Origin of the sequence: Pseudogulbenkiania subflava DSM 22618 (genome assembly GCF_900177275.1) — a bacterium.
In the GTDB taxonomy this organism is placed as follows: Bacteria; Pseudomonadota; Gammaproteobacteria; order Burkholderiales; family Chromobacteriaceae; genus Pseudogulbenkiania; species Pseudogulbenkiania subflava.
This window is the reverse complement of sequence record NZ_FXAG01000026.1, coordinates 14897-41532: the sequence shown is the minus strand read 5'-3', so window position 1 is coordinate 41532 and position 26636 is coordinate 14897. Positions and strand designations below refer to the sequence as shown.

23 protein-coding genes are annotated in these 26636 nt (G+C 64.8%); 20 read left to right on the top strand and 3 right to left on the bottom strand.

What is annotated here, in order from left to right; translation table 11 throughout:
* Nucleotides 1-10: 10 nt before the first annotated feature.
* On the bottom strand, nucleotides 11-1108 hold the full coding sequence (locus B9N72_RS18375) for an anhydro-N-acetylmuramic acid kinase (protein WP_085277659.1): 1098 nt from the start codon (nucleotides 1106-1108) through the stop codon (nucleotides 11-13).
* Nucleotides 1108-2445 (bottom strand): M23 family metallopeptidase, encoded by a 1338-nt coding sequence (locus tag B9N72_RS18370; protein ID WP_085277658.1) that lies wholly within the window; start codon nucleotides 2443-2445, stop codon nucleotides 1108-1110. Before B9N72_RS18370 ends, B9N72_RS18375 begins: the two co-directional genes overlap by 1 nt.
* Before the next feature lie 243 nt (nucleotides 2446-2688).
* Between B9N72_RS18370 and tyrS the strand changes: the two genes are divergently transcribed.
* The 17 genes from tyrS (at nucleotide 2689) to B9N72_RS18285 (ending at nucleotide 22082) form a co-directional block, all read left to right on the top strand.
* Nucleotides 2689-3909: a tyrosine--tRNA ligase gene (tyrS, locus tag B9N72_RS18365; protein ID WP_085277657.1), complete on the top strand. Its 1221-nt coding sequence runs from the start codon at nucleotides 2689-2691 to the stop codon at nucleotides 3907-3909.
* A 255-nt stretch (nucleotides 3910-4164) separates the two neighbouring features.
* The gene (locus B9N72_RS18360; protein ID WP_085277656.1) at nucleotides 4165-5187 is read left to right on the top strand and encodes a hypothetical protein; all 1023 of its coding nucleotides are present in this window, start codon (nucleotides 4165-4167) and stop codon (nucleotides 5185-5187) included.
* Nucleotides 5184-6890, top strand: coding sequence for a single-stranded-DNA-specific exonuclease RecJ (recJ, locus tag B9N72_RS18355; RefSeq protein ID WP_085277655.1), 1707 nt, complete (start codon nucleotides 5184-5186; stop codon nucleotides 6888-6890). Before B9N72_RS18360 ends, recJ begins: the two co-directional genes overlap by 4 nt.
* Before the next feature lie 302 nt (nucleotides 6891-7192).
* Entirely contained in the window at nucleotides 7193-8785 is a 1593-nt protein-coding gene (rmuC, locus tag B9N72_RS18350; protein ID WP_085277654.1) for a DNA recombination protein RmuC, read from the top strand.
* A 212-nt stretch (nucleotides 8786-8997) separates the two neighbouring features.
* On the top strand, nucleotides 8998-10263 hold the full coding sequence (locus B9N72_RS18345; protein WP_234986043.1) for an ATP-binding protein: 1266 nt from the start codon (nucleotides 8998-9000) through the stop codon (nucleotides 10261-10263).
* Nucleotides 10248-11597 (top strand): sigma-54-dependent transcriptional regulator, encoded by a 1350-nt coding sequence (locus tag B9N72_RS18340; protein ID WP_085277652.1) that lies wholly within the window; start codon nucleotides 10248-10250, stop codon nucleotides 11595-11597. The genes B9N72_RS18345 and B9N72_RS18340 overlap by 16 nt, the downstream gene beginning before the upstream one ends.
* A 168-nt stretch (nucleotides 11598-11765) precedes the next feature.
* Nucleotides 11766-12446, top strand: coding sequence for a hypothetical protein (locus B9N72_RS18335; RefSeq protein WP_085277651.1), 681 nt, complete (start codon nucleotides 11766-11768; stop codon nucleotides 12444-12446).
* 81 nt (nucleotides 12447-12527) lie between these two features.
* Entirely contained in the window at nucleotides 12528-12875 is a 348-nt protein-coding gene (locus B9N72_RS18330; protein ID WP_085277650.1) for a DMT family protein, read from the top strand.
* A 9-nt stretch (nucleotides 12876-12884) separates the two neighbouring features.
* A complete protein-coding gene (locus tag B9N72_RS18325) occupies nucleotides 12885-14105 on the top strand; it encodes an MFS transporter (protein WP_085277649.1) in 1221 nt (406 codons plus the stop codon).
* A 93-nt stretch (nucleotides 14106-14198) separates the two neighbouring features.
* The gene (locus B9N72_RS18320) at nucleotides 14199-15581 is read left to right on the top strand and encodes an NfeD family protein (RefSeq protein ID WP_085277648.1); all 1383 of its coding nucleotides are present in this window, start codon (nucleotides 14199-14201) and stop codon (nucleotides 15579-15581) included.
* A 2-nt stretch (nucleotides 15582-15583) separates the two neighbouring features.
* Nucleotides 15584-16357: a slipin family protein gene (locus B9N72_RS18315; protein ID WP_085277647.1), complete on the top strand. Its 774-nt coding sequence runs from the start codon at nucleotides 15584-15586 to the stop codon at nucleotides 16355-16357.
* 12 nt (nucleotides 16358-16369) lie between these two features.
* A complete protein-coding gene (gene acsA / locus B9N72_RS18310; protein WP_085277646.1) occupies nucleotides 16370-18148 on the top strand; it encodes an acetate--CoA ligase in 1779 nt (592 codons plus the stop codon).
* A complete protein-coding gene (gene pdhA / locus B9N72_RS18305; RefSeq protein WP_200811054.1) occupies nucleotides 18145-19191 on the top strand; it encodes a pyruvate dehydrogenase (acetyl-transferring) E1 component subunit alpha in 1047 nt (348 codons plus the stop codon). Before acsA ends, pdhA begins: the two co-directional genes overlap by 4 nt.
* Nucleotides 19188-20162: an alpha-ketoacid dehydrogenase subunit beta gene (locus B9N72_RS18300; RefSeq protein ID WP_085277645.1), complete on the top strand. Its 975-nt coding sequence runs from the start codon at nucleotides 19188-19190 to the stop codon at nucleotides 20160-20162. The genes pdhA and B9N72_RS18300 overlap by 4 nt, the downstream gene beginning before the upstream one ends.
* Before the next feature lie 13 nt (nucleotides 20163-20175).
* Nucleotides 20176-20628 (top strand): pyridoxamine 5'-phosphate oxidase family protein, encoded by a 453-nt coding sequence (locus B9N72_RS18295; protein ID WP_085277644.1) that lies wholly within the window; start codon nucleotides 20176-20178, stop codon nucleotides 20626-20628.
* 49 nt (nucleotides 20629-20677) lie between these two features.
* The gene (locus B9N72_RS18290) at nucleotides 20678-21769 is read left to right on the top strand and encodes a dihydrolipoamide acetyltransferase family protein (RefSeq protein ID WP_085277643.1); all 1092 of its coding nucleotides are present in this window, start codon (nucleotides 20678-20680) and stop codon (nucleotides 21767-21769) included.
* Between the two features lie 55 nt (nucleotides 21770-21824).
* Entirely contained in the window at nucleotides 21825-22082 is a 258-nt protein-coding gene (locus B9N72_RS18285) for an acyl carrier protein (RefSeq protein WP_234986042.1), read from the top strand.
* A 69-nt stretch (nucleotides 22083-22151) separates the two neighbouring features.
* Here the strand turns inward: B9N72_RS18285 and B9N72_RS18280 are convergent, their stop codons facing one another.
* A complete protein-coding gene (locus B9N72_RS18280; RefSeq protein ID WP_085277641.1) occupies nucleotides 22152-23015 on the bottom strand; it encodes a LysR substrate-binding domain-containing protein in 864 nt (287 codons plus the stop codon).
* 191 nt (nucleotides 23016-23206) lie between these two features.
* On the opposite strand from B9N72_RS18280, the gene B9N72_RS18275 reads away from it, so the two are divergent.
* The 3 genes from B9N72_RS18275 (at nucleotide 23207) to B9N72_RS18265 (ending at nucleotide 26627) form a co-directional block, all read left to right on the top strand.
* Complete coding sequence (locus tag B9N72_RS18275) at nucleotides 23207-24421, top strand: cyanate transporter (protein ID WP_085277640.1); 1215 nt, start codon at nucleotides 23207-23209, stop codon at nucleotides 24419-24421.
* Nucleotides 24422-24549: 128 nt separating this feature from the next.
* Nucleotides 24550-25317, top strand: coding sequence for an ABC transporter substrate-binding protein (locus B9N72_RS18270; protein WP_085277639.1), 768 nt, complete (start codon nucleotides 24550-24552; stop codon nucleotides 25315-25317).
* A 110-nt stretch (nucleotides 25318-25427) separates the two neighbouring features.
* On the top strand, nucleotides 25428-26627 hold the full coding sequence (locus B9N72_RS18265; protein WP_085277638.1) for an amidohydrolase family protein: 1200 nt from the start codon (nucleotides 25428-25430) through the stop codon (nucleotides 26625-26627).
* Nucleotides 26628-26636: the final 9 nt, after the last annotated feature.

Genomic DNA, 26636 nt, shown 5'->3' with positions numbered 1-26636 from the left:
GGGCCCGACACTAGCGCGGATAGATCGCACCCAGCACGCGCGGACCGCGCGCGCCCGTTACTGCGGCCAGATTGCCCGGTTCGCGATGGATCAGCTGGCGCGCCAGCCAGGCAAAGGCGGCGGCTTCGACCTGATGTACCGGCAAGCCTAGCACGGCGGTGGTGGAGAGCTGGCGTCCCGGCAAGGCTTCGGCCAACCGCGCCATCAGGCGATCGTTCATGGCGCCACCGCCGCAGACGTAGACCGAGGAGGCGGTAGGCGCCCAACGCTCGACAGCGTCGGCAATGCTGACCGCGGTCAGTTCCAGCAGGGTAGCCTGGACGTCGGCCGGAGCCAGTTCGGATCCGGCGAGGTGGGCATCCAGCCAGGTCAGATCAAACAGGTCCCGGCCGGTGCTCTTGGGCGGTTCCACAGCGAAGAACGGCTCGGCCAGCAGGCTTTCCAACAGCGTGGCATCGACCTGGCCGGACGCCGCCCAGCCGCCGCTCTGGTCGAAACGGGCACCGGTATGACGATGACACCAGGCGTCCATCAGGATATTGCCGGGACCACAGTCGAAGCCGATGACCGGCTGCACGGGATCGAGCCGGGTCAGGTTGCTGATGCCGCCGATATTGACGATGGCGTGGGCCTGTTCCGGATGCGCAAACAGCGCCTCGTGGAAGGCAGGAACCAGCGGCGCGCCGTGTCCGCCGGCGGCGATGTCGCGGCTACGGAAGTCACCGCAGACATCGATACCGGTGGCTTCGGCCAGACCGGCGAGATTGCCGATCTGCAGGGTGTAACCGGCGTGCGGGGCATGACGGATGGTCTGGCCGTGGCAACCGATGGCGGTGATATCGGCGGCACTCAGCCCCCCCGTATCCAGCACGCCTCGCACGGCTTCGGCGTACAACCCGGCCAGGGTGTTGCCCAGGCGCGCAGCCCGGTCCAGTTCGTTACCGTCGGCGGGCTGCAAGGCCAGCACGGCGTCGCGCACCAGCGCGGGGTAGGGTACGAAGAAATCGACAGTCACGTTGCAGTTGCCGTCGTCGTCGAAGGTGGCCAGCACCGCGTCGACCCCGTCGAGGCTGGTGCCCGACATCAGTCCGATATAGCGTTCAGTCATCAGTCCAGTTGGGCTACCGTTACCGGCAGCTCTCGCAGTAGCTTGAGGTTGGCAGAAAGCTTAACGCTGCTTTGGCGGAAGGCCAAGCGTTGCTGGGCGGAGAGGCCCGGTGTCGGCAGCGCCGCGGTGGACGGGTCGACCGCTTCGTTGTTGATGCGCACCTCGAAATGCAGGTGCGGGCCGGTGGAACGGCCGGTGGAGCCAACGTAACCGATCAGATCGCCCGCCTTGACGCTTTTGCCGGCATGCATGCCCGGCGCAAAGCGGCTCATGTGGCCGTATAGCGTCGACATCTTGGCGCTGTGACGGATGACGACGACGTTGCCGTAGCCGTTCTCGGTCTCGGCGGTGGCGACGATGCCGTCGGCCGGAGCGACGATCGGCGTGCCGGTGACGGCGGCGTAGTCCACCCCCTTGTGCATGCGCAGCGAGTGCAATACCGGGTGGTAGCGCATGCCGTAACCGGAACTGATGCGCGCACCGCGCACCGGCTGTTCGTTGAAGCCTTTCTTGATCGGATTGCCGTTTTCGTCGTAGTAGGCACCGGATTCGCTGTCGTGGGCGAAGTAATAGGCACGGTAACTCTGCCCGCCGTGCTCGACCTCGGCTGCCAGCAGGTTGCCGTTGGCGATCGGCGAGCCGTTGAACAGCAGGCTTTCGAATACCAGGTTGATGCGGTCACCCTGTTTCAGACTGGCGAGCTCGAAGCGGTCGGTAAAGATTTCGTTAAGCTGGGCACGAATCTCTGGCGGCACTCCGGCGCGGGACAGGACCGCGCCGACGCCATCGGACTCGATGTCGATCGAGCGCATCGACTGGATGGTCTGGGTTTCCAGCGGATCGGCACTGGCACGCCATTGGCCATTGGCCTTTTCAATGGCGACCATGACCTGTTCGCCGTTTTCATCGTCGTTCAGGAAACGCAGGCCAAACAGTTCGCCGGCGTCGTTGGTCTGCACCGAGAGGGTCTGACCGTCCTTGAGCTTGAGCAGGTTCTTCGACAGCGGGCTGGAATTGAGGAAGCGCTGGGCTTCGCCGTTGCCGACACCAAGGCGGTTGAGCAGCCGCCCGAGGGTGTCGCCGCGCTGGACCTGTTCATCACGCCAGTAGGGCGTGGTGCTGATGCTGGAGGTGTAGACGGGTAATGCCAGGCGCTGGGTGACGGTTTCCACATCGACGTGCGGCGGCTCGGGCTGATCACCGTTGCCGGCCACGGCAAACGCCGTCACCACGCCGAACAGGGGCAGGGAAGCGGCCAGGCCGAGCCAGCTCAGATGGTGATTCATCAGGCGATGCACACAACTTTGCGGTAACTTGAGCAGTTTGCGATAATCCATTGTTCTCTAGAGTCTGGGCAGGAAGCGTTTCCTGCCTTGCGTAAATTCAGTATGCCAACGCGAAGGGCCTTGTCGGCCAACCTCGCCTTGGTCCCCCGGCGAACACGATGAGTTCCGGGGCAAAGCGCGCATACTAACAGATGCCCCCTGCCGGGTGAACCCTAATCTCCAGATAAAACAGGGACATATCGCATTTTCCCAGTGGAGAAACCGGCGGAAATTACAGGTAACAAGGATCACCGAATGACCACCGTTGCACGTCCGGACATTTCCATCGACGACGCTCTCGCCGTCATCAAGCGCGGCGCCGAAGAGGTGCTGATCGAAGCGGAACTGATCGCGAAACTGAAGGAAAACCGCCCGCTGCGCGTCAAGGCCGGCTTCGACCCGACCGCTCCCGATCTGCACCTGGGCCACACTGTGGTGTTGACCAAGATGCGTCAGCTGCAGGACCTGGGCCACCGCATCATGTTCCTGATCGGCGACTTCACCGGCATGATCGGCGACCCGTCCGGCAAGAACACCACCCGTCCGCCGCTGACGCCCGAACAGATTCAGATCAACGCCAAGACCTACGCCGAACAGGTGTACAAGATCCTTGACCCGGCCAAGACCGAGATCTGCTTCAACTCCACGTGGCTGGGCGAGCTGGGCGCCGCCGGCATGCTGCGCCTTGCGGCCGGCTCGACCGTGGCCCGCATGCTGGAGCGCGACGACTTCAACAAGCGCTTCTACGGCAACCAGCCGATCGCCATCCACGAATTCATGTACCCGCTGATGCAGGGCTACGATTCGGTGGCGATGCAGGCTGACATCGAGCTGGGCGGCACCGACCAGAAGTTCAACCTGCTGATGGGCCGCACCCTGCAACAGCAGCACGGCCAGAAGCCGCAATGCGTCATCATGATGCCGCTGCTGGAGGGCCTGGACGGCGTCAACAAGATGTCCAAGTCGCTCGGCAACTACATCGGCATCGCCGAGCCGGCCAACGAGATCTTCGGCAAGGTGATGTCGATCTCCGACACGCTAATGTGGCGCTACTACGAGCTGGTCTCGTTCCGTCCGCTGGACGAGATCGCCCAGTTCAAGCAGGAAGTGGCCGAGGGCCGCAACCCGCGCGACATCAAGGTACTGCTAGCACAGGAACTGGTGGCCCGCTTCCACAGCGAGCAGGCGGCCATCGACGCGCTGACCGACTTCGAGGCGCGCTTCCAGAAGAACGCCATTCCTGACGACCTGCCGGAAGTGACCGTGACCCTCGACGGCGCGGCGATGGCGATCGGCAACGTCCTGAAAGAGGCACAGCTGGTGGCATCGACCTCGGAAGCACTGCGCATGATCCAGCAGGGCGGCGTCAAGATCGACGGCGAGAAGGTGGAAGACAAGGGCCTGCAACTGGACCGCGGCGTAACCGTGGTGCTGCAGGTGGGCAAGAGGAAGTTTGCCCGCGTGACGCTGGCCTGAGTCGCCGTTCATTAAGCGGCTACGCCTTCGCATCCTGAGCGCCGGCGGACTGCGTGCGCATCTTTAGATGCGCTCAGCCGATTGGGAATCCTCATGTACTCCGTGTACATCCCGGTTCCTGTGCTCCGGCGGCACTCAACCTGCCTTGGCTCGCTCGCTGACTGAAACCGGCTTACCCCAATGGGGTCTGGCTGAATTGTCGCCCCGACGCCGCGCCCCTGCGCGGCGTCGTCATTCCCACCTGGATTCTGCTCGATGAAACTGACCCTGATCGCCCCTGGCTTGAGCTGGCTCGACGCCCACGACGGTGCCGAGGTGCTCAAGGGGCTGGCGCTGCCGGCGCTGGCGACCTTGCTCGGCCGCGCCCGGATCGACGCCGCACCGACCTCCCTGTCGGCGCTGACCGCCCAGAGCTTCGGCCTCTCGCATCTCGCCCCTGCACGCCAAGGCGCACTCGCTGCCGGCCTGGACGCTTCCACCGGCCACTGGCTGATCGCCGATCCGGTGCACGTGCGCATCGACCGCGACCGTGCGCTGCTGGCCGACGTCGGGGTGATGAACCTGGCGCAGCACGAAGCCGACGCCTTGGTCGGGAGCCTGAACCGGCACTTTGCCGAGGACGGCATGACCTTCTACGCACCGCAACCCGGGCGCTGGTACGTTCGACTGGCTGCCGCCAGCGGCGCCAGTTTCACCCCGTTGATGGACGCGGTGGGGGAGAACATCAACGAGCACCTGCCGGGCGGCAGCAACGGGCTGATGTGGAGCCGCTGGCTCAACGAGATGCAGATGCTGCTCTACACCCACCCCACCAACGATCAGCGCGAGGCGCAGGGCGAGGTGAGCGTCAACAGCGTCTGGCTGTGGGGCGAGGCCGAAGCGGTGGCCCAGCCGACGGCGCCGGCGGCACGGCTGTTCAGCGACGACCCCACCTGGCAGGGGCTGGCGCAACAGGCCGGGCAGCACGCCGACAGCGTGCCGTTTGCCTTTGACGCCCTGGCCGAGGCACTGCGCGGGGAGGATGCCGCGCTGCTACACCTCGACCGACTGTTGGCGCCGGCGCAGTACCGCGACGCCTGGGGCTGGCGTGACGCGCTGATGCAACTGGAGGCCGACTGGTTTGCGCCGCTGTTGGCCGCCCTCAAGGCCGGCCGCATCAGCCAGCTCACCCTGACAACGCATGGCCAAGCCGGTTTTTCGGCCAACGTGGCCCGTTACGACCTGTGGAAATTCTGGCGCCGCGCGCGTCCTCTCACTTCGCTCTATCCCGCCGAATGACTCGCATCCAGACCCGCTCCGTCCCGCCAGACCACCACGCCACCCTACAGGCTCAAGGCATCAGCCCGCTGATGGCACGCCTGTTCGCCGCGCGTGGCATCACCAGCCATGCCGAACTCGACTGCAGCCTGAAGGCGCTGCTGCCGTTCCAGCAACTCAAGAACATCGACGCCATGGCACGCCGCCTGGCCGACGCCATCGTCCGGCGCGAGCGACTGCTGGTCGTGGCCGACTACGATGCAGACGGCGCCACCGCCTGCAGCGTGGCGATGAAGGGCCTGGCAGCGCACGGCGCCATCGTCGACTTCATCGTACCCAACCGCTTCGAGTACGGCTATGGATTGACGCCGGAGATCGTCGAGCTGGCCGCGCAGCACCGGCCCGACATCATCGTCACCGTCGACAACGGCATCGCCAGCGTAGCCGGTGTGGAAGCGGCCAAGGCGCGCGGCATCGAGGTATTGGTCACCGACCACCACCTGCCGGGCGACACGCTGCCGGATGCGCTGATCGTCAACCCCAACCAGCCCGGCTGCCCGTTCCCGTCCAAGAACCTGGCCGGCGTCGGCGTGATGTTCTACGTCCTGATGGCGCTGCGCGCCGAGATGCGCACGCGGGGAGCATTCGGTGACAAGCCGGAACCCAACCTCGGCGAACTGCTCGACTACGTCGCGCTCGGCACCGTGGCCGACGTGGTGCGGCTCGACCAGAACAACCGCATCCTGGTCGAGAACGGCCTGCGCCGCATGCGCGCCGGGCGTATGGTACCGGGCATTGCGGCGTTGTTCCGCGTCGCCGGGCGCATGGCCCACAAGGCCAACACCTTCGACCTCGGCTTCACGCTCGGCCCGCGCCTGAACGCCGCCGGCCGGCTCGACGACATGAGCCTCGGCATCGCCTGCCTGCTGGCGGCCACCGAAAGCCAGGCCATGAAACTGGCGCAAGAGCTGGATGCACTGAACCGCGAGCGGCGCCAGATCGAGCACGGCATGCAGGACGAGGCGCTGGCGGTGCTCGCCAGCATCGACCCGGCCGAGCGCCACACCCTGGCCCTATACCGCGATGACTGGCACCAGGGTGTGGTCGGCATCGTCGCTTCGCGCCTCAAGGAGCGCTTCCATCGCCCGTCCATCGTATTCGCCCCGGGTGACGAGGGCGAGATCAAGGGCTCGGGCCGTTCGATTCCTGGCTTCCACCTGCGCGACGCGCTCGACCTGGTGTCCAAGCGCCACCCCGGCCTGCTGCGCAAGTTTGGTGGCCATGCCATGGCGGCCGGCCTGACCATCTCCGAAGCCGACTTCCCCGCTTTCTGCCAGGCCTTCGAAACCGTGGCGCGCGAATGGATGAGCGAGCAGCAGCTGACGCGCACGCTGGAGACCGACGGCAGCCTCGGGCCGCGTGAACTACATCTCGGCTTTGCCGAGGAGTTGGCGGCACAGGTATGGGGGCAGGGCTTCCCGCCGCCGACTTTCTGCGATCGCTTCCGTGTACTGAGCCAGCGCATCGTCGGCGACAAGCACCTCAAGCTGCGGCTGTTCAAGGATGGGTTGGAATTCGACGCCATGCGTTTCAACCAGGTCGACTGGCTGCCGGACGAGATCGAGGCGGTATACCAGGTAGTGGCCAACGAATGGCAGAGCCGCAAGGAGCTGCAGATTTACCTCGATCATTGGCAGTTGGCAGCGCGCGGGCAGGGTGGCTAATAACTAGCTTGAACAGAGCGTGACAAGCCATTGCAAACAAAAGGAATGAGCATCAGAAATCAAGCAGATCAACAGTTCACGATCTTTTGCAACTGTTGTTCGTAAGCCATTATTTTTGCAAGAAAATAACCAGAATCAAATTGCTGCAGCCGGCTGAGTGTCGGCATCCTGCAATACTCTTTTACGAACCTGGTTTGAGAAACGGCAGTAAATCATTGATTAGTTGATGCTTGCCACTTGACACACGGCGGCCAAAACCTCAACCCATCTTTGAAATCATCGCGACAAGGCACTGATAAAAAATGGAAATTATCATCGGATTGCTGGTTGGCCTGATCGTCGGCGGAGCGGCGCTGTGGTCGGTGCAGAAATCGCGCGCCCAGACCGAATACCAGCGCGGCCGCGGTGAAGGGCAAGCCGACAACGCGGCGCTCGGCGCCCAGCTGAAAGCCTGCCAGATGCAGGTCGAAGAGCTGAAAATGCGAGAGCGCGATCTCGCCACGACGTTGGCCGAAGCACGCCAGCAACTGACCGACAGCCAACAGCGCATTGCCAGTTATGCCACCCGTGCCCAGCGCGTACCGGAACTGGAGCAGGTGCTGGGCGAGCGCGAACGTGCCATCGAGCAACTGACACGAGAGCTGCGCGATACCGCAAGCCAGCTGGCGGCGCGCGCCGAGCAAGGGCGTCAACTGGAAGCCTCGCAGCTGCAGGTGATCAAGGAACGCGAACTAGCCACGAGGTTGGCCGAAGACATCACCCGGCTGACCGCACGCGAACAGGAACTGGTCACCACCCTCGACAAGGAACGCCAGCAAACACGCGAGAAACTGGCACTGCTCGACGAGGCCAAGGAGGCGCTATCCAACCAGTTCAAGGCACTGGCGAGCGAAATCCTCGAGGAAAAATCGCGCCGCTTCACCGAGCAGAACAAGGAAAACCTGGGCTCACTGCTGACCCCGCTGCACGAACGCATTCAGAACTTCGGCAAGCTGGTACAAGACACCTATGACAAGGATTCGAAAGAGCGCCTGACTCTGGAACAGGAGCTGCGCCGGCTGCAGGAACTCAACACCCGCCTCAACCACGACGCCGTGGCGCTGACCAACGCGCTCACCGGCGCCAACAGCAAGGCGCAGGGCACTTGGGGCGAGATGGTGCTGGAAAAGGTGCTGGAGACCTCCGGCCTGCACAAAGACCGCGAGTACCGCGTACAGGTGTCCGACACCGTGGAAACCGAGGACGGCAGCAACCGCCGCTACCAGCCGGACGTGGTGATCGACCTGCCGGAAGGCAAGCAGTTGGTGGTCGACTCCAAGGTCTCGCTCAACGCCTACGTGCGCTACACCGCCGCCGGCGATGACACCTTGCGCGAAGCTGAACTGAAGGCGCACATCGCCGCCATCCGCGCCCACATCCGCACGCTGTCGGAGAAGCGCTACCAGGATCTGTACAAGCTCAACACGCTGGATTTCGTGTTCATGTTCGTACCGGTTGAGCCGGCTTATCTGCTGGCGGTGCAACACGACATGAGCCTGTTCAACGAAGCGTTCGAGCGGCGCATCATGATCGTCGGCCCAAGCACGCTCCTGGCGACGCTGCGCACCGTCGCCAGCATCTGGCGCTACGAGTACCAGAACCAGAACGCCCAGGAGATCGCCCGGCAGAGCGGTGCGATGTACGACAAGTTCGTCGGCTTCGTCGACAGCATGGAAAAGCTCGGCAAGCAGCTCGACACCACCCGGGATACGTTCGGCGACGCGATGAAGAAACTGCAGAGCGGACGCGGCAACCTGATCACCAGTGCCGAGAAGCTGCGCAAGCTGGGAATCAAGTCCAACAAGCAACTGGCTTCACACCTAGCGTTGGAATCCGGCGAGGACGAGGAAGAGTAACTTCGCCCAAGAAGAATACCAATCCAAACCTTGGGTTCTTGGCCGTCACCGAGGCATTTTGACGGCCCCATGAACGTCGCATAGGATCAGGCCGCCACGTTGCTCCAAGGAGGCACCCCCTGTCAGCCCAAAAAACCATCAAACGCGATCTCCTGATTCTCTGGGTATCGATTGCCGCCGTTGCGCTGATACTGACATGGCTGTTACTGCAATTGAGCCGCCAGGGAGCTGCGTCGCAGATTGCACAGGCACGAAGCCACGCCTCGATCAGCTGCGAGACGATCCGTGCCGGCGCTGTGCGTGCCCGGCTGGCAGCCGTGCACGCCAACGGTGCCGCAGCAGCGGTCACTCCGTCGGCAGCACAGGCGGTAATCGATCTTGCTCTGCGCGACGAGCCCGGTATGGAGGGCGGTTTCTGGCAGTCCGGACAGGGTGTGGTCGCCTATGCTTTCCCCACCTATGACGGCACCGGAATCAAACGCGACCCGCCCAGCGCCGAACTGGAACGGATCGCATCCACGGCACAGCGGGCGCAGGACTCCGCCAGCCTGATTTCCGATGTACGGCCTGGTTTGCGCGAGGCGGTGGTGTTTGCCGCCTGCCCCGTCGAGGGAGAATCGACGGGACTGATCGCATGGACACTCAAGCGTGTGCCCGTGATCGGCGCCGAGATATTGAACCAGTTGATCGTCGCCCTGGGTCTGTTGCTGGGTTTGGTGATCGTGTCTGGCGTGTGGCTAGGCTGGACGCTCACGCGCTGGCGACGGCAGTCGGCACAGCTGTCGGAGCAGTTGGCCCAGGCAGAACGACTGGCTACGCTCGGACGTGTATCGGCCGGCCTGGCGCATGAAATACGCAATCCGCTGGGCACCATGCGCATGAAGGCTGAAAATGCGCTCGCCGCTCCGGCGGATGTACGCGAAGCGCGTGTGGCAGGCGCGCTGGAGTCGGTTCTGTCGCAGACGGCACGCCTGGAGGCATTGGTTTCCAGCCTGTTGGCGCTGACCCAGCCGTTTCGCGTCGAGCGCAAGGCGCTTCATCTGGGTGAGTGGCTGGACGAGCGGGAGCAGGCCCATGCCGAGACCGCCGCAAGAAATGGGGTTCATATCGAGTTGAACATTGACCCCGACACGGCAGCGCGCGCTGCCGTGCTGGATCCGGTGCAGATGGCGCGGGCGCTGGACAACCTGCTGCTCAATGCGCTGGCGCATACCGGTCGGGGCGGTGTGATAGAACTCGGCGCACGGCGCCGGCAAAACGGCGCCCTGCTGCTATGGGTCGCCGATGATGGGGCAGGCATACCAGCCGAGCTGCGTGACAGTATTTTTGAACCTTTCACCACCGCGCGTCCCGGCGGTACGGGATTGGGACTCACCCTGGCGCGTGAAATCGTACAGGCGCATGGCGGTCAAATTGCATTGACGGAGAGGCCGCAAGGGGCATGTTTTGAAATGGAGTTGCCATGGCACGCATCCTGATCGTCGACGATGACGCCGCCTTTCGCGGCGGCCTGGCGGAGATGCTGCATGATCTTCGTCATATCGTACTTGAGGCCGAAACGACCGAGGCCGGCCTGCATCGCTTGCGTACCGAGGTAGTGGATGCAGCTATCGTCGATTTGCGGCTCCCCGGTCAGGATGGATTGGCTTTCCTGCGCCAGGCAAAACAGGTTTCGCAGGTGCCATGCATCATGCTGACCGCCTACGCCAGCGGCAGCAATACCATCGAGGCGATGCGCCTAGGGGCCTTCGATCATCTCACCAAGCCGGTAGCACGACAGGCATTGGTGGAGACGCTGACGCGGGCACTGCAACAAAAGCAGATTTCCGACGCTGGACACGATGCAGCCGGATCGCCATCGGGGGACAGCACATCCGCCGATCGTGATGAGCTGGTCAGCAGCAGTGAAGCCATGCGCCAGGTTTTCAAGCGCATCGGCCTTGCCGCGGGCAGCGATGCGACAGTGTTGATCCTGGGAGAGACCGGCACAGGCAAGGAGTTGGTGGCGCGGGCCCTGCATCGCAACAGTGTGCGTGCCGCCAAACCGTTCATTGCCGTCAACTGCGCGGCCATTCCGACCGACCTGATGGAGAGCGAATTATTCGGCCATGTCAAAGGGGCCTTTACCGGCGCCGTCAACGACAGGGCCGGGCGTTTTCGTGAAGCCGACGGCGGCACTTTGTTCCTCGATGAAATCGGTGACATGCCCCTGCCGACCCAGGCCAAGATTCTTCGGGCGTTGCAGGAGCGGGAAATCTCACCAATCGGTGGCAGCCAGGTGATCCCTGTCGATGTGCGTATCGTGGCGGCAACCCATCGTGATCTGCCGACGGCGGTCAAGGAAGGCCGCTTCAGGGAAGATTTGTGGTATCGGCTTCAGGTGGTGCCGGTGGTCTTGCCGCCGCTGCGTGAGCGTCTCAGCGATGTGCTGCAACTGGCCGAACATTTCCTGCGGCTGATCGGTGGCGAGACACCCAAACAGCTCACTCCCCCAGCCGCCCGGTTGCTGCTGGCTCATCACTGGCCAGGCAATGTGCGCGAATTGCGTAATGCCATGGAGCGTGCTGCAATCCTCAGCCATGGCAAGTTCATCGATGCCGAGCATATCGGCTTGCAAGCCAATGCGGGCTCTGCATCACGCCCGGATATCGATTGGAATGGCAGCATGGCCGATGCTGTTGCCTACGTCGAGCGAGAAATGATCGTACGTGCGCTGGCAGCAACGGCGGGAAACCGTGCCGATGCAGCCCGCCGCCTGGGCTTATCTCGCCAACAGCTGTATCGCAAACTCGACGAATTCGGTCTTGCCTGAGCTTTCCACCCTTGCGACGGAGGCTGTCCGCCCAGGTGACACCCCGGTGTCTCCAATACGGACAGCCTCGCCACAGAACAATATTTAACCCATTGATTTAAAACAACTCCTTTGCAGGCACGGCTTTTGCCAATGTGATGGTGCAGTCCATTACCTCAAGGAGTTGTCATGTCGACTTATACATCCTCGGCCATTGTTCTGGCCATTAGTCTGTTTGCCGCGAATGCCAATGCACTGCCACCCGGTCCGGCAGAAGCGCCGCTGCCTCCGCAGGACCATTTTGCTTCCGTCGGCATGGTGGTACCGCCGGTTGCGCAAGGCCAGGTCAAGCGCATGCTGATCAATCCCTATGGCGAAGTGGACGGGCTGCGCCTGACGGATGGTACCATCGTCAAGCTTCCTCCCCACATGAGCGATGCACTCACTCGCGCCGTCAAGCCCGGACAGATGATTCGGGTCCTCGGGCGTTTCGAAGCACGCGGCACCGTCAACGCCGACGCCATCGTCAACCTAACGACAGCGCAAACGGTATTCAACCAGCCTCCTGCTATCGGCGACAGCCAGCCGCTCCCTCCCCATTTGCGCGCCCAGCGCTTGCAGACTCAACAGGTGGAAGGGCGCATTGAGACAGTGCTGACCGGTCCACGCGGCGAAGCCAACGGCGTCATCCTGACCGATGGCAGTATCGTTCGCTTTCCTCCCGATAGTCTGCGCCTCCCGGTACAGCAAGGCGCGCCGTTTGCCGCATCCGGATTAGGGACGCGCAATGTCCACGGCACTTCGCTGGAAGCAATCAGCTTGGGCACCAGCCTGTCGGCGCTCCAGCCGATTTACGACCGCGCCCCTTGATACATTGACCATCTCGCATCGTCTCGTCCGTCCGGCCGGGCGAGACGACAATGCCTTCGTCATCGAAAAGAAACACTGCACATGTCACCCCAAATTCTCCCCATTGTTTTCCTGCTCGTATCAAACGTCTTCATGACCGTCGCTTGGTATGGCCATCTCAAGTTTGAAAACAAGCCCTTGTACGTGGTCATCCTGATCAGCTGGCTGATCGCCTTCGTCGAATATTGCTTCGCCGTGCCGGCAAACCGGATCGGGCACAGCGTCTACAACGCTGCCGAGCTGAAGACCATGCAGGAAGTCATCACCCTGGTGGTGTTTTCCATCTTTTCTGTCGTCTACCTTGGCGAACAATTCACCATCAATCATGTGGCGGGCTTCGCGTTTATTTGCCTCGGCGCATTTTTTATTTTCAAAGGCCCCATCGGATAAGAGGTCATCATGACGGCTACGCACGCGCGTTCGCATTCCATAACATGGTTGTCGAGACTCAATTTCTTTCTTGCCGATGTGCGCGACGGGCTGGGCCCTTTTCTTGGCGCATTCCTGATTGGACAAGGCTGGGGGGCGGATGATATCGGCTACATCATGACCATCGGCGGCATCGCCGGCATGCTGGCGACCACGCCGCTGGGTGCGCTGATCGATGCCTCCCGGTCCAAGCGATTGCTGCTGACTCTTGGCGTCATCCTCATCATCGTCGGCGCGCTGGCACTGTTCATCTTTCCATCGTTTGCCGTCACGGTGGGCTCCCAGATCAGCACTGCCATTGTCGGTGCACTCATCGGCCCAACCGTCATGAGCATGACCTTGGGCATCGTCGGGCACGAGCGCTTACCGCATCAACTGGGCATCAATGAAGCATGGAATCATACCGGCAACGTGGTATCGGCCACATTGGCTGGGCTGCTGGGTTATTACTGGGGCTTGCCTGCCGTATTCATCCTGATGGCTCTCATGGCCGTCGGTTCGTTGGTCTGCATCTCGAAGATCCAGCCGCAGGACATTGACCACGACGTTGCACGCGGGCTGGAAAGAGGGGTTCAAAATGACACCCCCGGAACATCGATCGGCAAGGTGCTGATAAGTTCGGTTCCTTTGCAGGTGCTGGCCATCACGATGATGCTGTTTCACCTTGGCAACGCCGCGATGCTGCCCTTGCTTACCCAATCCATCATCTCGCAAGGGCTGGCCGACCCCAGTGCCTTCACGGCATCGACCATCGTTGTGGCACAGTTGGTGATGATCCCCGTGGCCTTGCTGGCAGGGCGGTTTGCCACTCGCTATGGATACAGGACATTAGTGATGGCAGCTTTGCTGGCACTGCCAGTGCGCGGATTGATCGCCGGCTATTGGAATTCCAGCTGGGCATTGATTCCGGTACAGATACTCGACGGCATCGGCGCCGGCTTGCTTGGTGTGACGCTGCCGGGATTGGTGGCCCAGATACTCAGGCGCAGTGGACATATCAACATTGGACTCGGCGCCGTCATGGCGATTCAGGGCATCGGTGCCTCACTGAGCCCGGCACTGGGAGGCATGATTGCGCATCACTACGGTTACAGCATGGCCTTCATTATCTTGGGCACAATCGCCGCGTTTGGACTGCTCATTTGGCATTTCTCATTTATGCCAGCCGTTCTTGCATCCGCGGATGCATAACAGGCTGACCGGCCATCCGCACGGCAAATCGCCGTGCAGATGGGGTTCATGGTCTAAATTTATACTGTCGCGTGATTGATTGGACCGCCTGCGATGATGAAGCTGTGGCACATCATCATCATTACCTGGCTCGGGCTGTTACTGGGAGGGGCGACTGCTGCCACGCCGCGGCCACCGGTCATGGTCATCCCGCTCATCGGGGCCATCGGGCCGGTCGGCGCCGATCACGTCACTCGTAGCCTGGCCCGTGCCGAGAAGGAGGGCGCCCAGCTGGTGGTACTGCAAATGGACACCCCGGGCGGACTCGACACCTCGATGCGGCAAATCATCAAGGCCATCCTCGCGTCGCCGGTACCGGTGGCGAGTTTCGTCGCTCCCAGCGGGGCACGCGCCGCCAGCGCCGGCACCTACATCCTCTACGCCAGCCACATCGCCGCCATGGCCCCCGGCACCAATGTGGGCGCCGCCACGCCGATCCAGATCGGCATCACCGGCGCGCAGCCGGAACAGCCGCCCGCCAGGGGCGGCAAATCCGGCAGCAGCGAAGCGGCGCAGGAGCAGGGCGGCAGTAGCCAGGACACGTTGACCCACAAGCAGATAAACGATGCCGCCGCCTACATCCGCGGCCTGGCGCAGCTGCGTGGCCGCGATGTCGCCTGGGGCGAGCAGGCGGTGCGCGAGGCGGTCAGCCTGTCGGCCGACGAGGCGCTGGCCAGAAACGTGATCGACCTGACGGCGCGCGATGTCACGGACCTGCTGATCAAGCTGCAAGGCCGCAAGGTCCGGATCGGGCAGGACGAGCGGGTGCTGCACACCGCCGGCGCCGCCGTGATCACGCTGCAGCCCGACTGGCGCAGCCGTTTTCTCGGCGTCATCGCCGACCCCAGCGTCGCCATGATCCTAATGGTGATCGGCATCTACGGCCTGCTGTTCGAGTTCTCCAACCCCGGTTTCGTCGTGCCCGGTCTGGTCGGCGCCACCTGCCTGTTGCTGGGTCTGTACGCCCTGCAGATGCTGCCGGTGAACTACGCCGGACTGGCGCTGATGCTGCTGGGGCTGGGGTGCATGGTGGCGGAGGCCTTCCTGCCCAGCTTCGGCGCGCTGGGTATCGGCGGCATCGTCATGTTCGTCATCGGCGGGGTGATGCTGATCGACACCGACCTGCCCGGTTTCGGCGTACCGATCGGGCTGATCGTGGCGCTCGCCGCGGGCTCCGGCCTGTTCATCTTCCTCATCTCGGGCATGGCGCTGAAGGCGCGCCGGCGCCCGGTGGTGAGCGGCGAGGTGCTGCTGATCGGCAGCACCGGCGAAATCATCGACGACTTGCAGAGCGAGGGCTGGGCCACCATTCGCGGCGAGCAGTGGCGCGTCGAGAGCGCGGTGCCGCTGCGTCGCGGCCAGCAGATTCGGGTGACCGGCCGTCACGGCCTGATCATGCGCGTGGAGCCTTGCGGGGATAATGCGAGAGGGAGGTAGTCATGGCTTTCGGACTGGGTAGCGGCGGCTTCGTCCTGCTGATCGTGCTGCTGATTGCGGCGTCGTTCCGCATTCTGCGCGAGTACGAGCGCGGCGTGGTGTTCATGCTGGGACGCTTCTGGAAGGTCAAGGGCCCCGGCCTGATCCTGATCATTCCGGGCGTGCAGCAGATGGTACGGGTGGATCTGCGCACCGTGGTCATGGACGTGCCGCCGCAGGACGTCATCACCCACGATAACGTGTCGGTGAAGGTGAACGCCGTGGTGTACTTCCGCGTGGTGGACCCGGAGCGCTCGATCATCCAGGTGGCCAACTTCCTCGAAGCCACCAGCCAGCTGGCGCAGACCACGCTGCGCGCGGTACTGGGGAAGCACGAGTTGGACGAGCTGCTGGCCGAACGCGAGCGACTCAATCTAGATATCCAGAAGGTGCTCGACGCCCAGACCGACAGTTGGGGCATCAAGGTCTCCAACGTCGAGATCAAGCACGTCGACCTTAACGAATCGATGGTGCGTGCCATCGCGCGTCAGGCCGAAGCCGAACGCGAACGGCGCGCCAAGGTCATCCACGCCGAAGGCGAGCTGCAGGCCTCGGAAAAACTCCTGGAAGCGGCGCAGATGCTGGCGCGCCAACCGCAGGCGATGCAGTTGCGCTACATGCAAACGCTCACGCAGATTGCCGGCGACAAGAGCTCGACCATCGTGTTCCCGCTGCCGATCGACCTGCTGGCCAGCTTCGGCAACCCACCGCCCGGTCGGCAAGGCGACGATCGCTGAGAGGGAGTCGCCTTGCACACCAAACGGATCGACAAAGACCTCGCGGCCTTGCCGCTCCCCCCCAATATGCGTGACCGCGAAGCGGCATGGCGAGGTTTCTCCTGGGACGAGGCACGGCGCGGTCTCTCCGGGCTGCCCGGCGGGGGACTCAACATCGCCTACGAAGCGGTGGACCGCCACGCCTTGGGCGAGCGAGCCGGGCACACAGCGCTGCGCCTGCTGTCCGCCGACGGCCGCCGCCGCAACATCCATTACGACGAGCTGCGCCGCCTCAGCAACCGCTTCGCCAACGTCCTGACCAGCCTCGGCATCGGCCGCGGCGACCGGGTGTTCGTGCTGTGCGGACGGCGCCTGGAGCTATACCTCGCGGTACTCGGCAGCTTCAAGGCAGGGGCGGTGGTGTCGCCGTTGTTCTCGGCCTTCGGCCCGGAGCCGATCGCCACCCGGGTGCAGCTCGGGCAGGGGGCGCTGCTGGTGACCACCGCGTCGCTGTACCGCCGCAAGGTGGCCGCGATGCGGGCACAGATGCCGTCGCTGCGTCATGTCCTGTTGGTTGGCGATGATGATGCTTCGGCCAACCTTTCCACGCCCAACGAACCCGGTACGCTCGACCTCGGCCAGTTGATGGACAAGGCCTCCGACGACTTCGCCATCGCCCCCACCCGACCCGACGACCCGGCGCTGCTGCACTTCACCAGCGGCACCACCGGCACCCCCAAAGGCGCGCTGCACGTGCACGGTGCGGCGCTCACCCATTACGTCACCGGCCAGTACGCGCTTGACCTGCACCCGCAGGACATCTACTGGTGCACCGCCGACCCCGGCTGGGTCACCGGCACCTCCTACGGCATCATCGCGCCGCTGCTGCACGGCGTGACCAGCATCATCGACGAGGCCGAGTTCGACGCCGAACACTGGTACCGCATCCTGCAGGAGGAGCGGGTGAGCGTGTGGTACACCGCACCCACGGCGATCCGCATGCTGATGAAGGCCGGGCCGGAGCTGGCGCACCAGTTTCATTTCCCCGCGCTGCGCTTCATCGCCAGCGTCGGCGAGCCACTCAACCCGGAAGCGGTGTGGTGGGGGGCGGACGTACTCGGCCTGCCGATCCACGACAACTGGTGGCAGACCGAAACCGGCGGAATCATGATCGCCAACACCGTGGCGATGCCGATCAAGCCGGGCTCGATGGGCAAGCCGCTGCCCGGCGTCGAGGCCTGCATCGTGCGGCACCAGGCCGACCGGCCCATTGAGGTGCTGAGTGACGCGGAGGCCGTCGGCGAACTTGCGCTCAAGGCCGGCTGGCCGTCGATGTTCCGCCGCTATCTGGGGCAGGACGAGCGTTACCGCAAGTGCTTTTCCGGCGAGCTCTACCTGACCGGCGACCTGGCCCGGCGCGACGCCGACGGCTATTACTGGTTCGTCGGCCGTGCCGACGACGTGATCAAGTCGTCCGGCCACCTGATCGGCCCGTTCGAGGTGGAAAGCGCGTTGATGGAACACCCGGCGGTGGCCGAGGCCGCGGTGATCGGCAAGCCCGACGAGATGGTGGGCGAGGTGGTGAAGGCCTTCGTCTCGCTCAAACGTGGCATCGAGGCCAGCGAAGCGCTGCGCGCCGAGCTGCTCGGCCATGCCCGCAAACGACTGGGGGCGGCGGTGGCGCCGAAGGAGATCGCCTTCCTGCCGACGCTGCCGCGCACCCGTAGCGGCAAGATCATGCGCCGCCTGCTCAAGGCGCGCGAACTGGGCCTGCCAGAAGGCGATCTGTCGACGCTGGAGGAGGGCGCATGAGCCAGCCGAACCAGGCGGGCCTCGAGCTGATGCTGCCGCCGGGCCCTGTCCCCACCGCCCCCGTGCCCTTCGCGCCGGAGCTGGCACGGGGCCTGTTGCGCGACATGCTGCGCATCCGGCGGCTGGAGGAAAAGGCCGCCGAGCTGTACGGCGCCGGGCAGATCCGCGGCTTTTTGCACCTCTATATCGGCGAGGAAGCGGTGGCGGCGGGCGCGATGCTGGCATTGCAGCCCGAAGATACCGTGGTCGCCACCTACCGCGAGCATGGCCAGGCCCTGCTGCGCGGGGTATCGATGCGCGCCATCATGGCCGAGATGTTCGGCAAGCAGGAAGGCTGTTCGCGCGGACGCGGCGGCTCGATGCACCTGTTCGACGCCAAGGCGCGCTTCTTCGGGGGCAACGCCATCGTCGCCGGCGGCCTGCCGCTGGCGGTCGGGCTGGCGCTGGCCGACCGCATGCAGGGCATCCGCCGCGTCACAGCCTGCTTCTTCGGTGACGGCGCCGTCGCCGAGGGCGCCTTCCACGAATCGATGAACCTGGCCGCGCTGTGGCAGTTGCCGGTGTTGTTCTGCTGCGAGAACAACCTCTACGCCATGGGCACCTCGCTACCGCGTGCCCAGTCGCAGACCGATCTGTGCACCAAGGCGGCGGGCTACCGCATCGCCGCCCGCGCCGTCGACGGCATGGACGTGGTGGCGACGTACCAGGCGGCGCTCGAAGCCGCCGACACGGTGCGCGCCGCGCAGCAGCCGTTTTTCCTCGAGTTCCAGACCTACCGCTTCCGCGCCCATTCGATGTTCGACCCCGACCTGTATCGTGACAAGGCGGAAGTCGAGCACTGGAAGGAACACGGCCCGATCCACACCTACACCGCACGGCTGAAAACCCAGGGCAGGTTGGCCGAAGAGCAGTTCCTGGCGCTCGACGCCGAAGTCGGGCGCGAAGTGGACGACGCCGTGGCGTTTGCCGACGCCGGCCATTGGGAAGCGGTCTCCGACCTGCTGCGCGACGTCCACACCCCGGCCGATGGGGGTGCATCATGAGCCACACCAGCTACCGCGAGGCCTTGCGCGAAGCCATGCGGGACGCGCTGCGGCGCGATCCGCGCGTGTTCCTGATGGGCGAAGACGTCGGCCGCTACGGCGGCAGCTACGCCGTATCCAAGGGATTGCAGGCGGAATTCGGCCCCGAGCGCATCCGCGACACGCCGCTCTCCGAACTCGCCTTCGTCGGCGCCGGCATCGGCGCGGCACTGGGCGGACTGCGGCCGATCGTCGAGGTGATGACGGTCAACTTCAGCCTGCTGGCGCTGGACCAGATCGTGAACACCGCCGCCACCTGGCGCCACATGTCGGGCGGGCAATGCTCGGTGCCGCTGGTGATCCGCATGACCACCGGCGCCGGGCGTCAGCTCGCTGCGCAGCACTCGCACAGCCTGGAAGGCTGGTACGCCCACATTCCCGGCATCCGCGTGCTGGCACCCGCCACGCTGGAAGACGCGCGCGGCATGCTGTGGCCGGCGCTGCAGGACCCCGACCCGGTGATCCTGTTCGAACACGGCCAGCTCTACAACGTGGAAGGCGAGTTGGCCGAAGACGTCGCAGTCGACATCCATTCCGCCAGGGTGCGGCGCAGCGGGAACGACGTCACCCTGATCGCCTACGGCGGGCTGCTCGGCAAGGCACTGGACGCGGCGGAGCAACTGGCGAAAGAGGGCATCGACGCCGAAGTAATCGACTTGCGCGTGCTGCGTCCGCTCGACGACGCCACGCTGCTGGCCTCGCTGCAAAAGACGCACCGCGTGGTGATGGTGGACGAGGGATGGAAAAGCGGCAGCCTGGCGGCCGAAGTGGTGGCCCGCCTTACCGAGCAGGCCTTCTACGAATTCGACGCCCCACCCGTGCGGGTGTGCAGCGCCGAAGTCCCCATTCCCTACGCCCGCCACCTGGAAGAGGCCGCGCTGCCCCAGGTGGCCACCATCGCCGCGGCGGTACGCACCGTCTGCGGAACCTAACCGGAGAGACACCATGGATGATGTCGCACGCCAGCGGGTACTGGAAGTGATGAATGCCCACAACCTCTGCACCATCGCCACCGTCCGCGAGGACGGCTACCCCCAGGCGACCACCGTCGCCTACGTCAACGACGGCCTGACCATCTACCTGTGCTGTGACGTGCACGCCCAAAAACTGCGCAACATCCGGCTCAACAACAAGGTCTCGCTCGTCATCGACCACGACTACACCGACTGGCACGAAATCCGGGGACTGTCGCTGGGCGGCACCGCCGAGGAAGTGCAAGACCCGGACGAGATCGAGCAGGCCCTGGACCTGATGCAAACCAAATTCCCGCAAATCACCGACATGGGTCCGGTGGAAACCATGGCCAGCGAGCTGGCGGTGATCAAGGTCACGCCGCAGGTCATTTCGCTGCTCGATTATCGCCAGGGCTTCGGCTACACCGAGTATCTGGAAGTGTGATGCCACCCCAACCCCGCGACCCCACCCGGCGCCAACGGGAAGACCGGCCATGATCGAATTCAAACTGCCCTCGCTCGGCGCCGATATGGACGAAGGCAAGCTGCTGGAGTGGAAGATTCACCCCGGCGACACGGTCAAACGCGGCGATATCGTCGCCATCGTCGATACCGCCAAGGCCGCTGTCGACGTGGAAAGCTGGGTCGACGGCACGGTGCAGCAACTGCTGATCGATATCGGCGACAAGGTGCCCGTCGGCACCCCGATCGCGCTGCTGCGGGCTCCGGGCGAAGCGGCGGACAGCGCCGCGCCACCCGCCAAGAGCGCCGAGCGCCGCCGCATCTCGCCGGCCGCGCGCAAGCGTGCCGGCGAGCTTGGCGTCGACCTCGTCAGCCTCAGCGGCTCGGGACCGGAGGGGGCGATCACGCTGCAGGATGTCGAGGCCAAGGCGGCAGCCACCACCGCCCCGGCCGCCGATCGCGGCGCAGAGATGCGCCGTGCCATCGCGGCGGCGATGAGCCGCTCCAAGCGCGAGATTCCGCACTACTACCTGGCCGACACCATCCCGCTGCGGGCGGCGCTCGCCTGGCTGGAACGGCGCAACGCCGAACTGCCCGTCACCGAGCGCCTGCTGCCCGCCGTGCTGCTGCTCAAGGCGGTGGCCCTCGCCACACGCCGCTACCCTGAAATAAACGGTCACTGGCTCGACGGCACCTTCCGTGCCGCGCCCGCCGCCCATCTCGGCGTGGCGATCTCGCTGCGCCAGGGCGGCCTGATCGCCCCGGCACTGCACAACGTCGCCGCCAAGCCACTCGCGGTGCTGATGCGCGAACTCGCCGACCTGGTGCAGCGCGCCCGAGCCGGTTCGCTGCGCAGCTCCGAGATGGCCGACCCGACCCTGACCGTGACCAATCTGGGCGAGCAGGGCAGCGAGTCGGTGTTCGGCGTGATCTATCCGCCGCAAGTCGCCCTGGTCGGCTTCGGCAAGGTGATGGAACGGCCATGGGTGGAGCAGGGCCAATGCGTGGCCATGCCCAGCGTCACTACCAGCCTGTCCGGCGACCATCGTGCCAGCGACGGCCATCGCGGCGCCCTGTTCCTGGCCGAAATCCGCCAGCTGCTGCAACAGCCGGACGCCCTCTAACCGCCGCAGCGCCTAACCGGAGCCCGTTATGGACCGCGCCAGCCTTCGCACCCTCGTGATCGACTCGCTACGCAAGATTGCCCCGGAAGTGGAGGAGAGCGCGCTGCGCGACGACCGCCCCTTGCGCGATGAGATCGACCTCGACTCCATGGACTGGCTCAACTTCATCATCGGCCTGCACGAGCGTCTCCAAGTCGATATCCCCGAGGCCGACTACCGCCAGCTGGTCTCGCTCAATGCCGTGCTCGACTACCTCGCGGCGCGGATGCACGATGGCCCACCCTCAGCACCACCCCCTGACAGCGAACCCTGATGCCGTCCCTTCCACCACCCAGGCGCAACGCGCCGAGCGCCTGCTGCAGGCAGCGCCGGACATGATCGCTTACCCCATAACCTCATCGCACGCGGCTTGCAGGCGATCGGCCAGGTCCAACACCCGCTGCGGCACGTCGGGACGGCGATGCAGCACCAGTTCCAGTGGAGACAGGGGCGGGAAACCCTCCTGCTCGCCCAGGCAACGATGTCCGGACAACGCCAGCCGGGCGGGGAGGAGGCTGACCCCCAGCCCGCTCGCCACCGCCGAACGGATGCTGGCAAGGCTGGCGCTGCAATAGCTGATCCGCCAGCGCCGCCCGCCGCTCTCCAGGGCATGGATCATTTCGTCGCGGTACAAACCGCCCGCCGGGAACACCACCAGCGGCAGCGGATCGCGCTGCCCGGTGGGGGTATCGAGGCTGTCGAACCAGGCCAGCGGCTCCGGCCACGCGGCCGTGCCGACGGTATGCCCCTGCCTTTGCTTGACCAGCACCAGATCGTAGCTGCCGGCGCAGAACTGTTGCCACAGGGTATTGCTCAAACCGCTGGTCACTTCCAGCCGGATCGCCGGGTACTCGCGAGCAAAGGCGCCCAGCAGCGGCGTCAGCAGGTCGCCGGCAAAGTCTTCCGGTACGCCGATGTGAATCTCACCCTGCACTTGCCCCTCACGCAGTTCCTCCACTGCATCCTCCATCAGGGCTAGCAAGCGGCGGGCGTAGCCCAGCAACCGGGCGCCACTTTCGGTGGTCACCACGTAGCGGCCGCTGCGGTCCAGCAGCTCGCTGCCCAGTTGCTCTTCCAATCGCCGCAAATGCTGACTGACGGTGGACTGACTGAGGTGCACCCGCTCGCCGGCACGGGTAAAGCTGCCGCTTTCCACCACCGCCACAAAGCTCTTCAGCAGCACCGGATCCAGCATCGGATTGGTCATTACGATTCCCACTGATATTCAGTTGAACATTTAATTTCTCAATTCTATCGCCGCTTCTTAGACTGCTCCACACCCTCTTCACCCAACCCACCGTGCGTGGCTTGCCGGAGCCGATCGATGACGCCACACCACTTTCCTCTCGCCATGGCCATGCCCTCGGCGCCGAACCACCTGCCGGCAGATAGCCGACCATGACCGATACCCACGTCGCCGCCGTGGCGTCACGCCGCCGGGAACTGCCGCTGGCCGCCTTGCTGCTGCTCGCCGTCATCGCCCTCAACCTGCGCCCCTTCCTCACCTCGGTCGGACCGGTGCTCGACCTGTTGCGTGCAGACACTCGGCTGAGCCTACGCGCCGCAGCGGCCATGACCGCCTTGCCGTTCGTGCTGATGGGTCTGCTGGCGTTTGGCGGAGCAGCAATGGCACGGCAAGTCGGGGAGCGGCGTACGGTCGCGCTGGCCCTGCTGCTGCTGGCCAGCGGTTGCGCCGCCCGGGCCTGGAGCAGCGGTAGCACCGGGCTGATTGCAAGTGCCGCCATTGCCGGCGCCGGCGTGGCCACCATCCAGGCATTGATGCCCGGCGTCGCCAAGCGCTTGTTTCCACAGCGCATCGGGGTGGCGATGGGGGTCTATTCCGCGGCGCTGGTCGGCGGTGGCGCCCTGGGGGCGATAGCCAGCCCCTGGCTGGCGCAGCACGGCGGCTGGCGCCTGGGCTTGGCGGCGTGGAGCGTGCCGGCACTGGCCGGGATGGCGCTCTGGCTGCACCAGACCGCCGCCACCGGGCCCGCCACGGCGCAGGGCACTGGCGAGGCATCGCTGCGCCGCTTTGCCACGCAGCGCCGCGCCTGGCTGCTGGTGCTGTATTTCGGCCTCACCAACAGCGGCTATTCCACCCTGGTCGCCTGGCTGCCGTCGTTCTACCGCGAACAAGGCATGGCAGCGCAGCCCGCCGCCAACCTGCTGGCATGGATGGCCGTGCTGCAGGCCACATCCGCCTTGCTGCTGCCACTGCTCTCGCGCCAACACGGTGACCGTCGCCCAACGCTATGGCTGGCGCTGGCTTGCCAGGCTATCGGCTTTGCCGGCCTGGCATGGCAACCGCAGCTGGCGCCATGGTGCTGGGCCGGCTTGGCGGGCGTCGGACTGGGCGGGTTTTTCTCGCTGAGCCTGATCGTGGTGCTGGAACATCTCGCCGATGCGCGCCAGGCAGGCTCGCTGGCCGCTTTCGTGCAGGGCGGGGGGTTCTTGCTGGCGGCCGCCGGGCCGTGGCTGATGGGTTGGCTCCGCGAAGACGGGGGCCGCTTCACTACCGGCTGGTGCTGGCACCTGGGGATCGTGCTGGCGATGGCCCTGCTGACCGGGCGGCTGTCGCCCGCCAGCTATCAGCGCAGCATGCGCCGCCTGTGATCCGAGTTTGCCCGGTGTATGGCCACGGCCACGTGGCTGCCCGCCGGTTCGTGGCCAGTCAATACAACAGCGATAGCCGGCTGGCCGCCTGGTGCTGTACCCGTAGCGACAACAGGAGATAGAGAGACATGAGAAAACTTGCACTGGCCACCATGCTGGCCTGCGCCGCCAGTGGCGCGATGGCGAAGGACTGGAACGTCATCCGCTTCGGCGTCAACCCCAGTTATGCCCCGTTCGAATCCAAGGCCACCGACGGCAAGCTGGTCGGTTTCGACATCGACCTGGGCAACGCCATCTGCGACAAGCTGAAGGCCAAGTGTGTCTGGGTGGAAAACGCCTGGGACGGCATCATCCCGGCGCTCAAGGCCAAGAAATTCGACGCCATCCTGTCGTCGATGGCGGTGACCGAAAAGCGCCTGGCGCAGGTTGCGTTCACCGACAAAATCTACAACGTCCCGCCGCGTCTGGTCGCGCGCAAGGACTCCGGCTTCCAGCCGACCGCCGAGGCGCTGAAAGGCAAGCGCATCGGCGTGGAGCAGGGCTCCACCGCGGAAACCTACGCCAAGACCTACTGGGAGCCCAAGGGAGTCGCGGTGATGTCCTACCAGAATCAGGACCTGGTGTACCAGGACCTGACGGCCGGCCGTCTCGACGCTGCGTTCCAGTCATCCGTGCAGGCCGAACTCGGTTTTCTCAAGAGCAGTGCAGGGCACGGCTACGCCTTTGCCGGTGCCGGGGTAGCGGACTCCAAAACGCTGGGCGTCGGGGCCGCCATCGGCCTGCGCAAGGAGGATACCGACCTGGCACAGCGGATCAACACGGCCCTGGCCGACATGCACAAGGATGGCACGTACCAGCGCCTCGCCAAGAAGTACTTCTCCTTCGATATCTATTGATCGGTCGAAACAGGGCAGGGCCGGCACCGGGGAGCCAAAGCTCGCCCAGCCCGGCGCCTGTCCGGCAGCCGGAGCCTGCACCCATCTGTCGACGTTTTAAAGAGGAATCCATGAACAAGACATTCTGGCTACGCAACGTCCGCCCTTACGGCGCGGCGGCGGAAGATATCGAAATCATCAACGGCCGTATCGGCCGGCGCCGGCCGGCACAGGCCGGCCCCATAGCGGAACCGGACATCGACGGCGAAGGCCAGCTATTGACCCTGCCACTGGTGGAAAGCCACATCCATCTCGACAAGACACTGTGGAGCCTGCCGTGGCGGCCCCACAGTGCCGGCCCCAACCTGAAGGCGCGCATCGACAACGAACGTCAGGTGCTGCGGGAACTGACGGTACCGATCGCCGCGCGAGCCGGTGCGCTCATCGAACGGTGCATCGCCCAGGGCTCGCTGCTGATGCGTTGCCATGTCGATGCCGACCCGGAACTCGGGCTACGCCATATCGAGGACATGCTGGCCCTGCGCCAGCGTTACGCCGATCTGATCGACCTGGAGTTCGTCACCTTCCCGCAAGCCGGTCTGCTGACCCGCCCCGGTGCCGCCGCCCTGATGCGCGAAGCCCTGGCCCTGGGCGTCGAAGTCGTGGGCGGGCTCGACCCCTGCGGCATCGACCACGACCCGATCGCCCACCTGACACAGGTATTCGACCTGGCCGCCGAGTTCGACCGCGGCGTCGATATCCACCTGCACGACGGCGGCGAGCTTGGCCTGTGGCAGATCGAACGCATCATCGATTTCACCCAACGTTATCACCGCGAGGGCAGGGTGATGATCAGCCATGCCTTCTGCCTGGGCATGACAAGTTGGCCGAAGGTTCAGCCCATCGCCGAACGACTGGCGGCCAACGACATATCCTTGCTGACCACAGCGCCCGCCGATATCGAAGTCCCCCCGTTTGCCGCACTGCACGCCGCCGGCGTCAACGTCTGTCTCGGCTCGGACGGCATCCGCGATGCCTGGTCGCCCATGGGCAATGGCGACATGCTGGAGCGGGTGATGCTGCAGGCGTTCCGCTTCGGGGTACGCACCGACGAAGGCCTGCATGCCGCGTTCGAAGCCGGCACTGTCCACGGTGCCAAGGCGCTCGGCCGCACCGATTACGGCCTGACAGCCGGCATGGCGGCCAACTTCCTGCTGCTGCCCAGTGCCACGCTGGGCGAAGCCATCGTGATGCGCCCGTCGCAACGCGTCGTGATCCGCCATGGCCAGGTGATCGCCCGCGATGGCGCCTTGCTCAGGAGCAGGCTGTAGAAATGCCTT

Excerpts from the sequence above, each read along its gene's own strand:
- B9N72_RS18375 (WP_085277659.1), bottom strand. The coding sequence starts at position 1,108 with ATGACTGAACGCTATATCGGACTGATGTCGGGCACCAGCCTCGACGGG.
- B9N72_RS18370 (WP_085277658.1), bottom strand. The coding sequence starts at position 2,445 with ATGGATTATCGCAAACTGCTCAAGTTACCGCAAAGTTGTGTGCATCGC.
- tyrS (WP_085277657.1), top strand. The coding sequence starts at position 2,689 with ATGACCACCGTTGCACGTCCGGACATTTCCATCGACGACGCTCTCGCC.
- B9N72_RS18360 (WP_085277656.1), top strand. The coding sequence starts at position 4,165 with ATGAAACTGACCCTGATCGCCCCTGGCTTGAGCTGGCTCGACGCCCAC.
- recJ (WP_085277655.1), top strand. The coding sequence starts at position 5,184 with ATGACTCGCATCCAGACCCGCTCCGTCCCGCCAGACCACCACGCCACC.
- rmuC (WP_085277654.1), top strand. The coding sequence starts at position 7,193 with ATGGAAATTATCATCGGATTGCTGGTTGGCCTGATCGTCGGCGGAGCG.
- B9N72_RS18340 (WP_085277652.1), top strand. The coding sequence starts at position 10,248 with ATGGCACGCATCCTGATCGTCGACGATGACGCCGCCTTTCGCGGCGGC.
- B9N72_RS18335 (WP_085277651.1), top strand. The coding sequence starts at position 11,766 with ATGTCGACTTATACATCCTCGGCCATTGTTCTGGCCATTAGTCTGTTT.
- B9N72_RS18330 (WP_085277650.1), top strand. The coding sequence starts at position 12,528 with ATGTCACCCCAAATTCTCCCCATTGTTTTCCTGCTCGTATCAAACGTC.
- B9N72_RS18325 (WP_085277649.1), top strand. The coding sequence starts at position 12,885 with ATGACGGCTACGCACGCGCGTTCGCATTCCATAACATGGTTGTCGAGA.
- B9N72_RS18320 (WP_085277648.1), top strand. The coding sequence starts at position 14,199 with ATGATGAAGCTGTGGCACATCATCATCATTACCTGGCTCGGGCTGTTA.
- B9N72_RS18315 (WP_085277647.1), top strand. The coding sequence starts at position 15,584 with ATGGCTTTCGGACTGGGTAGCGGCGGCTTCGTCCTGCTGATCGTGCTG.
- pdhA (WP_200811054.1), top strand. The coding sequence starts at position 18,145 with ATGAGCCAGCCGAACCAGGCGGGCCTCGAGCTGATGCTGCCGCCGGGC.
- B9N72_RS18300 (WP_085277645.1), top strand. The coding sequence starts at position 19,188 with ATGAGCCACACCAGCTACCGCGAGGCCTTGCGCGAAGCCATGCGGGAC.
- B9N72_RS18295 (WP_085277644.1), top strand. The coding sequence starts at position 20,176 with ATGGATGATGTCGCACGCCAGCGGGTACTGGAAGTGATGAATGCCCAC.
- B9N72_RS18290 (WP_085277643.1), top strand. The coding sequence starts at position 20,678 with ATGATCGAATTCAAACTGCCCTCGCTCGGCGCCGATATGGACGAAGGC.
- B9N72_RS18280 (WP_085277641.1), bottom strand. The coding sequence starts at position 23,015 with ATGACCAATCCGATGCTGGATCCGGTGCTGCTGAAGAGCTTTGTGGCG.
- B9N72_RS18275 (WP_085277640.1), top strand. The coding sequence starts at position 23,207 with ATGACCGATACCCACGTCGCCGCCGTGGCGTCACGCCGCCGGGAACTG.
- B9N72_RS18270 (WP_085277639.1), top strand. The coding sequence starts at position 24,550 with ATGAGAAAACTTGCACTGGCCACCATGCTGGCCTGCGCCGCCAGTGGC.
- B9N72_RS18265 (WP_085277638.1), top strand. The coding sequence starts at position 25,428 with ATGAACAAGACATTCTGGCTACGCAACGTCCGCCCTTACGGCGCGGCG.